Source organism: Pseudomonas sp. D47 (assembly GCF_045447305.1).
Taxonomy (GTDB): Bacteria; Pseudomonadota; Gammaproteobacteria; order Pseudomonadales; family Pseudomonadaceae; genus Aquipseudomonas.
Genome location: NZ_JBJGXU010000026.1, coordinates 69,152 through 81,594, shown reverse-complemented (window position 1 = coordinate 81,594; position 12,443 = coordinate 69,152). Strand labels below are relative to the sequence as shown.

11 protein-coding genes are annotated in these 12,443 nt (G+C 56.3%); 5 read left to right on the top strand and 6 right to left on the bottom strand.

Annotation, left to right across the window (positions count from 1 at the left end):
* Positions 1 to 84: 84 nt before the first annotated feature.
* Positions 85 to 1,011 carry a transaldolase gene (gene tal, locus ACI77I_RS18155; protein WP_094953088.1) on the bottom strand — a complete coding sequence of 309 codons (927 nt, stop codon included), beginning with the start codon at positions 1,009 to 1,011 and terminating at the stop codon, positions 85 to 87.
* Between the two features lie 366 nt (positions 1,012 to 1,377).
* Positions 1,378 to 2,364, bottom strand: coding sequence for a tRNA dihydrouridine(20/20a) synthase DusA (gene dusA / locus ACI77I_RS18150; RefSeq protein ID WP_406998099.1), 987 nt, complete (start codon positions 2,362 to 2,364; stop codon positions 1,378 to 1,380).
* Positions 2,365 to 3,090: 726 nt separating this feature from the next.
* On the opposite strand from dusA, the gene ACI77I_RS18145 reads away from it, so the two are divergent.
* Positions 3,091 to 3,861, top strand: a complete 771-nt coding sequence (locus ACI77I_RS18145) for a hypothetical protein (protein ID WP_094953090.1) — start codon at positions 3,091 to 3,093, stop codon at positions 3,859 to 3,861.
* A gap of 152 nt (positions 3,862 to 4,013) precedes the next feature.
* On the top strand, positions 4,014 to 4,718 hold the full coding sequence (locus ACI77I_RS18140) for a hypothetical protein (protein WP_406998098.1): 705 nt from the start codon (positions 4,014 to 4,016) through the stop codon (positions 4,716 to 4,718).
* A 754-nt stretch (positions 4,719 to 5,472) separates the two neighbouring features.
* On the opposite strand, the gene ACI77I_RS18135 is transcribed toward ACI77I_RS18140, so the two are convergent.
* Both ACI77I_RS18135 and ACI77I_RS18130 read right to left on the bottom strand, forming a co-directional pair.
* The gene (locus ACI77I_RS18135; RefSeq protein WP_406998097.1) at positions 5,473 to 6,195 is read right to left on the bottom strand and encodes a leucine-rich repeat domain-containing protein; all 723 of its coding nucleotides are present in this window, start codon (positions 6,193 to 6,195) and stop codon (positions 5,473 to 5,475) included.
* A 232-nt stretch (positions 6,196 to 6,427) separates the two neighbouring features.
* Complete coding sequence (locus ACI77I_RS18130; RefSeq protein WP_263274730.1) at positions 6,428 to 6,907, bottom strand: hypothetical protein; 480 nt, start codon at positions 6,905 to 6,907, stop codon at positions 6,428 to 6,430.
* A 593-nt stretch (positions 6,908 to 7,500) separates the two neighbouring features.
* Here ACI77I_RS18130 and ACI77I_RS18125 point away from each other — a divergent pair.
* Together ACI77I_RS18125 and ACI77I_RS18120 are read left to right on the top strand one after the other, a co-directional pair.
* Complete coding sequence (locus ACI77I_RS18125; protein ID WP_094952877.1) at positions 7,501 to 7,866, top strand: DUF6124 family protein; 366 nt, start codon at positions 7,501 to 7,503, stop codon at positions 7,864 to 7,866.
* A 146-nt stretch (positions 7,867 to 8,012) separates the two neighbouring features.
* Positions 8,013 to 8,234: a hypothetical protein gene (locus ACI77I_RS18120; RefSeq protein WP_406998096.1), complete on the top strand. Its 222-nt coding sequence runs from the start codon at positions 8,013 to 8,015 to the stop codon at positions 8,232 to 8,234.
* 109 nt (positions 8,235 to 8,343) lie between these two features.
* Here the strand turns inward: ACI77I_RS18120 and ACI77I_RS18115 are convergent, their stop codons facing one another.
* A complete protein-coding gene (locus ACI77I_RS18115; RefSeq protein ID WP_094952875.1) occupies positions 8,344 to 9,531 on the bottom strand; it encodes an MFS transporter in 1,188 nt (395 codons plus the stop codon).
* Positions 9,532 to 10,025: 494 nt separating this feature from the next.
* Here ACI77I_RS18115 and mqo point away from each other — a divergent pair, with 494 nt between their 5' ends.
* On the top strand, positions 10,026 to 11,672 hold the full coding sequence (mqo, locus tag ACI77I_RS18110; protein WP_094952874.1) for a malate dehydrogenase (quinone): 1,647 nt from the start codon (positions 10,026 to 10,028) through the stop codon (positions 11,670 to 11,672).
* Between the two features lie 66 nt (positions 11,673 to 11,738).
* On the opposite strand, the gene ACI77I_RS18105 is transcribed toward mqo, so the two are convergent.
* Complete coding sequence (locus tag ACI77I_RS18105; protein WP_406998095.1) at positions 11,739 to 12,404, bottom strand: NADPH-dependent F420 reductase; 666 nt, start codon at positions 12,402 to 12,404, stop codon at positions 11,739 to 11,741.
* Between the last annotated feature and the right edge of the window lie 39 nt (positions 12,405 to 12,443).

Sequence of the window (12,443 nt, the reverse complement as noted above, 5' to 3'; positions counted from 1 at the left end):
GTACTGAGGTCGGCTTGAGACCAGCGAAAGGCACAAAAAAGGGCGGCACCCGCGAGGGTGCCGCCCTTTTTGTCGCCGACTGCCTTACAGCTTGGCAGTCAACAACGCTTCAAGCTTCTCCTGGTCCCGAGCAAACTGACGAATCCCCTCCGCCAGCTTCTCAGTCGCCATCGCATCCTCGTTGGATTCCCAACGGAACTGCGCTTCAGTCAAATGCACCCGCGCTTCACCGGCATGGCCTGGCGCCAACTTGCGCTCCAGCTTGCCTTCATCCGCCGCCAGCTTCTCCAGCAGGTCCGGGCTGATGGTCAGGCGATCACATCCGGCCAACTCTTCAATCTGGTTGAGGTTACGGAAGCTCGCACCCATCACCACGGTCTTGTAGCCATTGGCCTTGTAGTAGTTGTAGATGCGCGTTACCGACTGCACGCCTGGATCATCGGAACCGGTGTAGTCGTTGCCGTTGGCCTTTTTGTACCAATCGTAGATACGGCCCACGAACGGCGAAATCAGGAACACCCCAGCTTCGGCACAGGCCACAGCCTGGGCAAACGAGAACAGCAGCGTCAGGTTGGTCTGAATGCCTTCTTTTTCCAGCTTCTCCGCCGCGCGGATGCCTTCCCAGGTGGAGGCGATCTTGATCAGCACACGGTCACGGCCAACGCCGGCTTTGTCGTACAAGTCGATCAGACGGTGCGCACGCTTGAGAATGGCCGCTTCGTCGAACGACAGACGCGCATCCACCTCAGTGGAAATACGGCCCGGTACGACTTTAAGGATCTCTTGACCGACCGCCACCGCAAAACGGTCGCTGGCCAGGCCCACGTCACCATTGCAGTCCTTCACAGCCTCATCCAGCAGCTTGGCATAGCCTGGGATCGAAGCGGCCTTGAGCAGCAGGGAAGGGTTAGTGGTGGCGTCTTGCGGCTTGAGCTTGGCGAGGGTAGAAAAATCGCCGGTATCGGCTACAACGGTGGTGAATTGCTTGAGTTGTTCCAGCTTGGAAGTCATGGGCGTGCTCTGTCCTGTGGGTCTGATGACATTACCCGAGCGCCGGCAGGCGCTCAAGGGCGCAAATGCGTTCGATCGTTTGCGAGGGCAACAACCTGAAAACAGCCGTTTGAATCACCGGCCGTGGTGCTAAATAGGAGACCAAAACCGCCGACAGGTTCCCCTTATATCGATCGTTCCCACGCTCCGCGTGGTAACGCCTCCTGGGACGCTCCGCGTCCCGCTACCAGCGCACGGCTCAAGTCCAGCGCAATAGTGACGCGGAGCGTCACGCCCTGCATTCCCACGCAGAGCATGGGAACGATCAGTTGGGGGAACCGCCAACCCCAGCCACCCAATAAACCAACTGACACCCAACCCGCTAAATCACCGCCCCTCCAACAACTCCCCCGCCTGATCCAGCAACGCCAACGGATCACTCGCCTTATGAATATCCACGGACAACATCTGCCGAAATTTCCGAGCCCCCGGAAACCCAGTCCCCAACCCCAACACATGCCGCGTAATGTGATGCATCGACCCACCACTGGCCAAATGCTCCGCAATATAAGGCCGCAACTGCGCCAACGCTTCCGCCCGACTAACCACCGGCGCCGAACTCCCAAACAACCGCTGATCCACCTCCGCCAGCAAATACGGATTGTGATAAGCCTCCCGCCCCAACATCACCCCATCAAACACCTGCAAATGCTCCTGGCACTGCGCAAGCGTCTTAATCCCACCGTTCAGCACAATCTCCAACTCCGGGAAATCCTGCTTCAACTGCGCCGCCACGTCATAGCGCAACGGCGGAATGTCGCGATTCTCCTTCGGCGACAACCCCTCAAGAATCGCAATCCGCGCATGCACCGTAAAACTGGTGCACCCGGCATCCCTCACCGTCCCGACGAAATCACACAACTCGGCATAACTGTCGCGCCCATTGATCCCAATACGATGCTTCACCGTCACCGGAATCGACACCGCATCACGCATCGCCTTCACGCAATCCGCCACCAATGCAGGGTGCGCCATCAGGATCGCGCCGATCATATTGTTCTGCACCCGGTCACTCGGGCAGCCAACGTTCAAGTTCACTTCATCGTAACCGGCAGCCTCAGCCATACGCGCGCAGGCAGCTAGGTCAGCGGGGACACTGCCACCCAACTGCAGCGCAAGCGGGTGCTCGGCTTCGTTGTGGCGCAGGAAGCGGTCGTGGTCGCCGTGCAGGATCGCGCCCGTGGTGACCATCTCGGTGTAGAGCAGGGCGTGCTTGGAGAGCAGGCGCAGGAAGAACCGGCAGTGGCGGTCGGTCCAATCCATCATGGGGGCGACGGAGAAACGGCGGGAGAGGGGAGCGGTTTGTAAGGGCATTGGGGATCTGAGTTAGCGAGACGAATGGGGCGCAGTTTATCAGGGATGGGTCTTGGGTGTCGGGGAGGCGTGTTCCGCGCCATTCACCACTTTGAACGGGGGCGTTGCCGTGTGTGGAATTCGCGGGCCCTGCTCTTGAGTGCCAGAGATTGGGGAACAACTAAACGACATTTCCTGCGTCAGTTGGGTCGGTTGGCGTTGCAGCTTTGCGATCCTGCTTCCACATTTCCCGAACACGTCCTTCCGATATTCTTGTCGTGATCAGTATCGTGCCGCTTGAAAGTACTTTTGATTATTTCCGTTTTTTAACTGAGGCATATTTTACTAATTACTTATTCCGAATCGGGATATAAAACGTCTCAAGGAACCTTGGGAGGTTAAATTTTTTGATCTTGACACTCCAAGGTTTTCCGTCTTAACTCTCAGGCGTGGCATGTTAGCGGAAGGATTCCGCACTGCATTTATATATCGAGTAGATGGTTTTTCCCAAGGAATGGAAAAATGTGCGCATATCGTATTAACTGTATTTACACACCCCCGCCTTTCAGATCCTGTCTGTTAATTAAGTTCCTGCCTCAGGGCGAAGCGTGCGCGTCTAGTTTATAAAAAATAAAGTCCTCTTCATTGAGCAGCAGACCATTGTTAATCAATGACTGACTCGATAGAAGGCTTTGTGTGCAGTGAAAATCGTTATATCTCACCTTTGAAATTACAAGGAGTATCATCATGGGTTCCATTACTGATCATAATCAACTGCTGGCCTGGGTCGCATCCTTGGATATTCCCGAAGCTTCCGGAGTAAAAAGCCGTTCGCGCAGTGTGGTTGCACGTGCGAATGCCGAGGACGAAGGCGCGGCAGTAGTACGCGGCAGTATTACTTCGTTTGTGACCGGCCTGAGTCAACAAGCACGCGATGACGTGCAAAATAGTACATTGCTGATGCAGTTGGCTGCGGATAAAAAATTCAATCCGGAAAAGCAACGGGAAGAGTGGTTCAAGTTCTATACCGATGGCCTTGCTAACCTGGGCTGGGGGCGTGTTAGCTCTTATTATCAGAGCTATCAGCCGCGTAACACCAATGTCACCATGGACCAGGTCGTCCTTGAGGTGATTGCTGCAGTCGTGGGTGCTGACAGCGCCGTGTACAAGGTGACTGAAAAAACCTTCTCGTCACTCGAAGACAATCCGAAGAATCAGGCCCCGTTGAAACTGTTCGACAATAGCAGCACTCGGGACAGCGTGGGCACGTTCCAGATCCTCCCTGTGATGCAGGATAGGGACGGAAACGTGGTAATGGTACTGACTACCGTCAACGCCAGTACCACGGTACAGCGTGGCAGCTTCTTGTTCTGGAGCTGGAGTAAGACCTCCGCGTGGATGTATCGGGCTGCGCAGCAGACGGTGCTCAATGAGTCGGTATATGCGACGGTTCGCCAATCTGTCATCAAGAAGCTGGGCAAGAACGCCGAAGAATTCATCGATGACTTGGAAATCTAAATGACCCCGCGGGCCGACGTTAACCGTCGGCTCGCGGGCTATTCAGGTTCTATCAGTTCAAGGAGGAACTATCATGAAATTGCTTGCCGACGAAGTTTATGTGATTTCGGGTAACTTGCTATCCGCGACGCCTTCGCTCACCGACACCCGCGGTGTTGGAAGATATCGCCAATTCAAACCTGTTGTGCCAGTTGGCAGCTGATAAAAATCAAGGCACGCGGTTTATCGACCCGGCTGCGTGGCTGGACTTCTATAGAAACTCACTGGGGAAGTTATTCTGGCGCGTCAGAAATTCGGGAACGGTTAGTTATGCTATACCGCAACTCGTGTATAAAATCACCGTGAAAGAAGTGCTGGAGAAAACGTTCTACAAGATCCTCGAACGCCCCCAGCGTATTCGGGTTGAAGAGAGTATTGAATTATTGAGTGAGCAGTCAGTCGACAGTCCTTCGTCGAAATTGTATAGCTTAAAGACTCATGTTAATTTCAATGAGACGATATCATCTCCAGGCCTCCTGCCCCACGCTGTATCGTCTGTTAACTTGCAGCTCAGTGTGGTGCACGGTGAGGCGCTAATTTCGGTATGCAGTGTCTACTTTAAGACGTCGACCCGGGTCGGTGATGATATATTCAATCAGAAATTTCCGGTAAAAGAGCTGCTGGGCAATATTAGTGTGAGTACGTTCGAAGCCAAGCTGCTGGAGTCGAGTTATGCCGGTATAAGACAGAGCATCATCGATAAGTTGGGTGAGAGCAATATTCGCGAGAACATTCTGTTGGTCCCCGCCGTTCCACCGTCGTTGCTGAATTTGCGCCACCTGGGGGCACGGCAGTTCGTGCAGGAACTGGATATATAGGAAGCTACCGGGATCAGCGCCGCCGTCCGGCACAAATCGAGCGTCAACACTCCTTTTGTGCCGTTCTATCGTTTCAACGGTTGAAAGCAGCGACGCTAGACACGCATCAAGAGCGGCAAGGCACCGGTAATGTGTTAGGTACACATTGCGCGGTCGGCAGCTCTTTGTGATGTCAGCTTGCAAGTACACTTGCAGCTTGATGGGACCGCTAGGGTGCAGCACTTCTGCGACTGCCAGTATGGCCTGTCCAGTGATATGGGCGCTTGATGCATGCGATAACTGTTGGTCTTGCGCCGGGTCGGTAGCACTTGGTCGTATATCCAGATTTATATCCGTTTGGCCTATTTTTTCGACTCTTGATAATCGGGCGATATATAAGTTGTCTTCATCGACGAAGGCTAGCTCGGCGTTGCTGACCTCCTGACTTGGTATATCGTTTCGATACACCAGCCTAACGGCACTGATCTCTAATAGTCTGTCTGGTGTTGGCCGTTCTCTGCCTGATGCCTATGGCGGCTATTCAGGTCGGAGGTATGGGCCGAATGGGGTCCAATGGTACATAAATGGTACGAGATAAAGATAAATCAGCTGTAGGCCTTTGTTTTAAAGGCTCTTTGGTTCAGTAGTTCCAATCCATCACCGATAAAGCTTGTGATTTTGCGCCTGACTGGCAGCAATCGACCGAAGCGGACAATCTTGCGCAAGTAAAGAATGGTCCAAAACGAGCAATAGAACCGTCTAGCAAATGAAGTTGTCATGCATCGTGCATCATCTGTTCGAACTGGCGAGTGAGCTTTTCAAATCGCGGTGCATCACACGCTGGACAAAGGAAAGGCATTCTTCGTCCCGTAAACATAGACGTCAGACTACTGCACTTCATACAACGCAGATGTGTTTTTACGTATGCAGTTAGAGGCTCGGCGAGCTGCTTGTTCAATCGGCTTGCGAGAAACGCGACCTGAGATCGATCAAACTGGTTCGTCAAGCTCAAGTGGCGTAGATGGGTACAGCGAACGAGGCTAGTGATGTCATCGACCTCGAACTTCGCATTGGCCAGTGAAAGTCTGGTGAGCTTGGAGATACGAGTAACAGGCTCGATGGAATCAAGGCGGAGAGGTGAGCCCCCACCCAGGCTACCGGACAGACGCAGCTCTGTCAGCTCGCTTAGCTTCTCAATGCCGTCGAGTTGCCGCAGCCTTGGAAAGTCTCCAACTGCCAGATACGTCAAACCACTCAGTCCGGAAACGGGTTCCAGTGTTTCAATTTTTTTCGCCCGTTCCAGCGTCAAACGCCGTGTATTAGTTAACCTATCAATTCCCTCAAGTGAAGCAAGCTTAAGGTTGTAAAGGCGTAGTTCATTTGCTTTGCACCGAGAGAGCACCGTCGGCCATATATTTGCCGAAACGTTCCGTAGATCGAGTTCGTCACTTTCGGAAAGTTCTTGTTCAGAAAACTGGCCATCCAAACATAGCATCATGTCTCACATCCTTATAAGTTGTTCCGTGAGGCGAAACGGTAAGCCTCCCCAAGGCTTAGGGCGCCGAAGCTATCGAGTGGCAGCAAGGCTGTCCAGCGGCTCCTATTGGCCGCTTTCGTTCGTACCGAAGGGCAGCCATGGGTCGATTGCTGCCCGTCGTGAAGGGGGCGAAGTTATCGGTCGTTTGCAATTGAAAACGGAAGACACGTCGATAGTTTCAATGACAGAACACTTATTCAAAGGATTGCTTGGAAAACGTAACATTGAGGGCTTCGGAGACCATTTCGCTCAGGATCGGTTTGGAGCTTGACTCCATCGCCATACCGATCTTGTCTTGTTGCTCTCTGACTTTCGCCGCGTATTTTGATGATCGGCCTTCCGATGCGAGCGAAGCCAACTCCTCATCAGAGAATGACTTTTCATATGCTTGCGCGATGTTTTCATCCCACCTGGATTGATACTTGGGCAGTAGTGCGTTGATCTCTTTCGATACCTCTGAAGCTGCATCCGCATGTCCCAGCCTGCCGGCGAGAATTGTAAAGGTCACCGTCCGCTTTGCCACCGATAGTGCAATACCGGGAAGGTTTCGGCCGATCTGTGCCTGATTGACGAAAATTTTGGCGTCCCGATGAGAAGGCGTTTCAGCGGACACTCCATTTGAAAGTGCACAGAGCAACGTCAATGCGAGGGCCTTGGATATAAACCTTTTCATTACTTAGTACCATTTAATGATTAAAAATTAAAATCCGTGAGCCATGGTAAGCGATTACTGGAAAAGGCGTCGAACCGCCTAAAACGGAGTGTCGGTGAGAGGCTGCTATTGGTCGATTGCCGCCTATCGCGAGGGGAGGGCATCACTGCATGGAGCAGTGTTGGTACAAAAGTGGTACGCAGCTTTCATGCCGGCTCTGTAAGGCAAGTAATACATGGTCTACAGGATTAGTTGTTCCAGTCCATCATCGGGACGACTCACAGTGTATGGAGTGATCTCGGGAACAGGCTAAATACACTGGGAAACTTCCCACGCTTTTCTCAGCTTGCCCCTCAGACCACCCCTAGCTAACCTCCTCCAGCCGCTGCCAATCCAGCGGCCGGATGTGGAAGTCCGACCAAGCTGAAGGCGCTCAATCGCCCATAAACACCTACCGGCGTTTTTTTACGTCTGTATGATTGCTTATGGCGGCTGTGCGCGGGGCACTTCGGTGCGCCGGGTCCTTTAGCCCTGGTCTTCCACACCTGCGTACAGCTGCCACCCTCATGTGGAAGTGAGTTTGGTAGTTCCTGGAATTCTAAAGGAGCTTCGCCATGTACAAGGTCACGCCTAATCCGCCTCATGCCTCAAACGCTGAACCCATTGATGCCAAGCTTCACGCTGCGGCTCAGCGCGCTATTTATCATTACCTGCCGCCATCTGACGACGATGCAATCTTTGAACCCGCGCCCGGCAATCTTTTCCGCGTCAGCCCCAACATCGACACCGAAACCCTCCTAGCCAACGCCGCCGAAAACCTCGATTCCGCCAACCAAATGGCCGCCACCCTGGCCTTCGACCTCGAAGACCCCCACCGCGCCATCATCCTCGGCATCCAGCAACTCATCGACCTAAGCGCTTTACTCGTCGCCCGAGCCCAAGAGCACGTCGCGCCCGCCGCCAGCACGGCCACCGCCTGACATCCAACCCCGCCGCCTTACTCCAAGGCGGCAACCTGAACCCATCCTGTCACCCAGCAAAGTTTCATAATTCCCCGCACCGTTGAGGACTACGCTCCCACTTAAGAGAGGACCCCCGCGCCTCCAGCCCATAGGGAACTGAAAACATGATCTCGAACCTGATTAAAGTCGTGATGATTGCTGGCACGTTGCTGTTGGGTGCTTGTTCGACGGGGTCGTCGGGCGGGAGCAGTGACCCTTGTTTTTCGGGGGGATGTCGGGCGTTTGGGGACCATAGCCCGAGCAAGGCGGCCAAGATGAGTTTTGGCGGCAGTGGTTTGGGGAGTAGTTATGGGGAGTATGGGTCGGGGTTGTTGCATGATGATTGAGTGAGCGGGTGGGCAGTCATTGATTTGTTGGCTGACCCACCGCTATCGCGGGCAAGCCCGCTCCCACATTTAGAGTGCCCACATTAGGACTGTAGTGCTCTGAGAAGTGTCAGTGGCCGCCTTTCATGCGGCGGGCAATCAGGTAGATGCCCAGGCCGACCAGCGCTGTTGCGGCGCCAATGTAGCCGGTGCTCGTCCACCCATACCCAGCCGTAATCGCCATCCCACCAAACCACGGCCCCAGCGCGTTCGCCAGGTTAAACGCAGCGTGGTTCGACGCCGCCGCCAGGCTTGGGGCTTCGTGGGCGATGTCCATCAGGCGGATTTGCAGCGGTGCGGCCAACGCCACCATGGTGCCGACCAGGCCCATGCTCAGCAGCACGCCCCATAGCGACGATGCCGCAAAGGGGAAGAACAGCAGCACGGCTATCGACCACACCAGAATCCAGCCCACGGCGCGAAATTGCATGCGGTCGAACAGTTTGCCGCCGGCGATGTTGCCGATGATGCCGCCGACGCCAAACGCGGCGAGGCCGAAGGGGATCCATTGTGGCGAGACTTTGGTCACTTCGAGCATGGTCGGGGCAAGGTAGCTGAACACGCAGAACATGCCGGCAAAGCCAATTGCGCCAATCGACAGCGCCATCCACACCTGCGGTTTGGTGAAGGCGCGCAGTTCTTTGCGTGGGTCGCTGCGCGGTTCGTCGTGGCGGTCGGGGACGAATTGCCAGACGAGGAAGAGGGTGCACAGGGCGATGGCGCTGACCAGCGCGAACGCCGAGCGCCAGCCCAGGTGTTGGCCGAGGAAGGTGGCGATGGGGTTGCCGAGCAGCATGGCGAGGGTAAGGCCCATCATTACGCGGGCGACGGCGCCGGCTCGCTTGTCGTTGGGCACCATGCTCGAGGCGACGACGGCGGCGATGCCGAAGTAGGCGCCGTGGGGCAGGCCGCTGATGAAGCGGAAGGCCATCAGCGAGCCGAAGGTCGGGGTGAAGGCGGTGGCGAGGTTGCCCAGGGCGTACAGGCCCATCAGCAACAGCAGCATGTGTTTGCGCAGCAACTTGGCGCCGAGGATGGCCAGCAGCGGTGCGCCGACCATCACGCCCAGGGCGTAGGCGCTGATGGCGTGGCCGACTTGCGGTTCACTCAAATTCAAATTCTGGGCGATGTCGGGCATTAAACCCATGATGGCGAATTCGCCGGTGCCGATTGCGAAGGCGCCCACGGCCATGGCAGCTTCCATTTTGGCGGCGCTGCGCGCTGGTAGCACGTGCCCGGGTGTTTGCTGGATAGTCATGGGTAACTCTGTTTGGAAAGATTGCACGAAGGACAGCCGCCGATGCTACGCAAGCAGCGGCGAAGGTGTCTAGAACAGCCTTTTGCAGCAGAGTTCAGTTTCATCTCACCGCCTGTGACGCCACGTCGCGCCTGCCAGGCTTGACACGCTCGGGTTAAAACCCGCGATTTAGAGCTGTCAATTGGCCAAACAGCGCATATTGGCTGTATGCCGTGATATTCTGCGCGCCGTCTTGGTCTAGTCTTTCCCCGGTGCGTACATCCGTATACGTCCCGGCGGTTGGCTGTTGCCCAGGTAGCTGAAGCCAATAATGATAAGAAGTCAGCGCAGAAGGGACAAAAACAGTGAGGTCGATACGTCGGCCTTGTGTGCCCACCCTGCGGCTCTCTCGTGAATGTGCAAACCCCGCGGTGCGTTGCCTGACGCAGCGTGATGGAGGGTTGCCCATGCTCAGGGGCGGTAGGGCGGATGGCGTTTTATCATAGGTGCTACTGATGTTTAAAAAAGTAAACACTGCCCTGCTGGGGTTGGCTTTGTCGATGGGGATCACGTCCGTTCACGCGGAAGAGGCAAAGAAAGTCGATGTGCTGCTGATCGGCGGCGGCATCATGAGTGCGACCCTGGGTGTTTGGCTCAACGAGCTGCAGCCGGACTGGTCGATGGAGATGGTCGAGCGCCTGGATGGCGTGGCCGAAGAAAGCTCCAACGGCTGGAACAACGCCGGTACCGGTCACTCGGCCCTGGCTGAGCTGAACTACACCCCGGAAAACAAGGACGGCACCGTTGAAATCCCGAAAGCGGTCGAGATCAACGAAGCGTTCCAGATTTCCCGTCAGTTCTGGTCCTGGCAGGTCCAGCAGGGCGTGCTGAAGAACCCACGTTCGTTCATCAACTCCACACCGCACATGAGCTTTGTGTGGGGCGATGACAACATCAAGTTCCTGAAAAAACGCTACGAAGCCCTGCAAGCGAGCCCGCTGTTCGCTGGCATGCAGTACTCCGAAGACCCGGCGCAGATCGCCAAATGGGTTCCGCTGATGATGGAAGGCCGTGATCCGAAGCAGAAGATCGCCGCCACCTGGAGCCCGATCGGCACCGACGTGAACTTCGGCGAGATCACCCGCCAGTTCGTCGCTCACCTGCAAACCACGCCGAAGTTTGACTTGAAACTGTCGAGCGAAGTGCAGGACATCACCAAGAACGCCGACGGTTCGTGGCGTGTGAGCTACAAAAACCTGAAAGACGGCACCAAGACTGAAACCGACGCCAAGTTCGTGTTCATCGGCGCCGGCGGCGGTGCACTGCACTTGCTGCAAAAGTCGGGCATTCCTGAAGCCAAGGAATACGCGGGCTTCCCAGTGGGCGGTTCGTTCCTGGTGACCGATAACCCGGCCATCGCCGAGCAGCACATGGCCAAGGCCTACGGTAAGGCTTCGGTTGGCGCGCCACCGATGTCGGTTCCGCACCTGGACACCCGCGTGCTGGATGGCAAGCGTGTCATTCTGTTTGGCCCATTCGCGACCTTCTCGACCAAGTTCCTCAAAGAAGGCTCGTACCTGGACCTGCTGACCAGCACCACCACCCACAACATCTGGCCAATGACCAAAGTCGGTATTCGTGAATACCCACTGGTTGAGTACCTCGCCGGCCAACTGATGCTGTCGGATGACGACCGCTTCAAGGCGCTGCAAGAGTACTTCCCGAACGCCAAGCAATCCGACTGGCGCCTGTGGCAAGCCGGTCAGCGCGTGCAGATCATCAAGCGTGACGAAGAGCAGGGCGGCGTCCTGAAACTCGGCACCGAAGTGGTCAGCTCCGCCGACAACACCATCGCCGGCCTGTTGGGTGCATCGCCAGGCGCGTCCACCGCGGCTCCGATCATGCTGACCGTGCTGCAGAAAGTGTTCAAGGACAAGGTCGCGACCCCTGAGTGGCAGGCCAAACTGCACCAGATCGTACCGAGCTACGGCACCAAGCTGAACGACAGCCCTGAGGCTGTTGCCAAGGAATGGGCCTACACCGCTGGTATCCTGCAACTGACGCCACCGCCTGCGATTCCGCAGATGGCCGCGCCAAAGGCCACCGAGGCTGCCAAGCCTGCGGCTGAGCCGAGCAAGCCGGCGTCTGACTTGGCGCTGTAAGCCAAGCCTGATGTAAAAAAGCCCGCTGAACCGGGAACGGTCAGCGGGCTTTTTTGTGCGTGGTATTCAGGCGCGGGAGCGTTCGACCGGCGGCAGTTCCACCGTGCGTTCGGCGGCTGCCAGCGCCGCCGTTAAACCCGCTTGGTCTAGCGGCACGCAATACGCAGGTTTCGCCCGTTCAAAACGCCAGCTTTCATCCAGCCCGCCGGCGTCCACGGCATCGAAACCGAGCTGGTCGAGCAGCTTGATCACTTGCGCCTTCGCTGCGGCGTCATCGGCGGCCACCGGCAGTGCGCGGCGGTCTGGCGCGCCGTGGGGGCGGGCGTGTTGCGTCAGGTCGGGCGCAAAAATCGCATTGAACACTTTGACCACGTGAGCGTGCGGTAGATGCTCGGCGAGCCGCCGGCTGGTGGTGGTTTCAAAGCGGTCCAGCACGGCGATGTGCCCATCGCGGTCGGGGTAGTAATTGTTGGCGTCCATCACCGTTTTGCCTCCCAGCCATTGCGCGGGCACGCTGCGGTAATGCTCCAGGGGGATGGCCACCAGCACCACGTCGCCATACTTGGCGGCGTCTTCAGCACTGCCCACCTGCACGCCGAGTATGCCGCTGAGCACGCTGCTCATGGTCTGCGGGCCACGGGAGTTGCTCAACATCACTTCATGCCCGGCGGCCAGCGCCAGCTGTGCCACGGCACGCCCGATAAAACCTGCTCCAATCACACCGATCTTCATGGTCTTGCTCCTCGTCAGTCGTCGAGCGGTTATGATGAT

Coding starts and splice junctions, on each gene's coding strand:
- tal (WP_094953088.1), bottom strand. CDS start 1,011: ATGACTTCCAAGCTGGAACAACTCAAGCAATTCACCACCGTTGTAGCC.
- dusA (WP_406998099.1), bottom strand. CDS start 2,364: ATGCCCTTACAAACCGCTCCCCTCTCCCGCCGTTTCTCCGTCGCCCCC.
- ACI77I_RS18145 (WP_094953090.1), top strand. CDS start 3,091: ATGGGTTCCATTACTGATCATAATCAACTGCTGGCCTGGGTCGCATCC.
- ACI77I_RS18135 (WP_406998097.1), bottom strand. CDS start 6,195: ATGATGCTATGTTTGGATGGCCAGTTTTCTGAACAAGAACTTTCCGAA.
- ACI77I_RS18130 (WP_263274730.1), bottom strand. CDS start 6,907: ATGAAAAGGTTTATATCCAAGGCCCTCGCATTGACGTTGCTCTGTGCA.
- ACI77I_RS18125 (WP_094952877.1), top strand. CDS start 7,501: ATGTACAAGGTCACGCCTAATCCGCCTCATGCCTCAAACGCTGAACCC.
- ACI77I_RS18120 (WP_406998096.1), top strand. CDS start 8,013: ATGATCTCGAACCTGATTAAAGTCGTGATGATTGCTGGCACGTTGCTG.
- ACI77I_RS18115 (WP_094952875.1), bottom strand. CDS start 9,531: ATGACTATCCAGCAAACACCCGGGCACGTGCTACCAGCGCGCAGCGCC.
- mqo (WP_094952874.1), top strand. CDS start 10,026: ATGTTTAAAAAAGTAAACACTGCCCTGCTGGGGTTGGCTTTGTCGATG.
- ACI77I_RS18105 (WP_406998095.1), bottom strand. CDS start 12,404: ATGAAGATCGGTGTGATTGGAGCAGGTTTTATCGGGCGTGCCGTGGCA.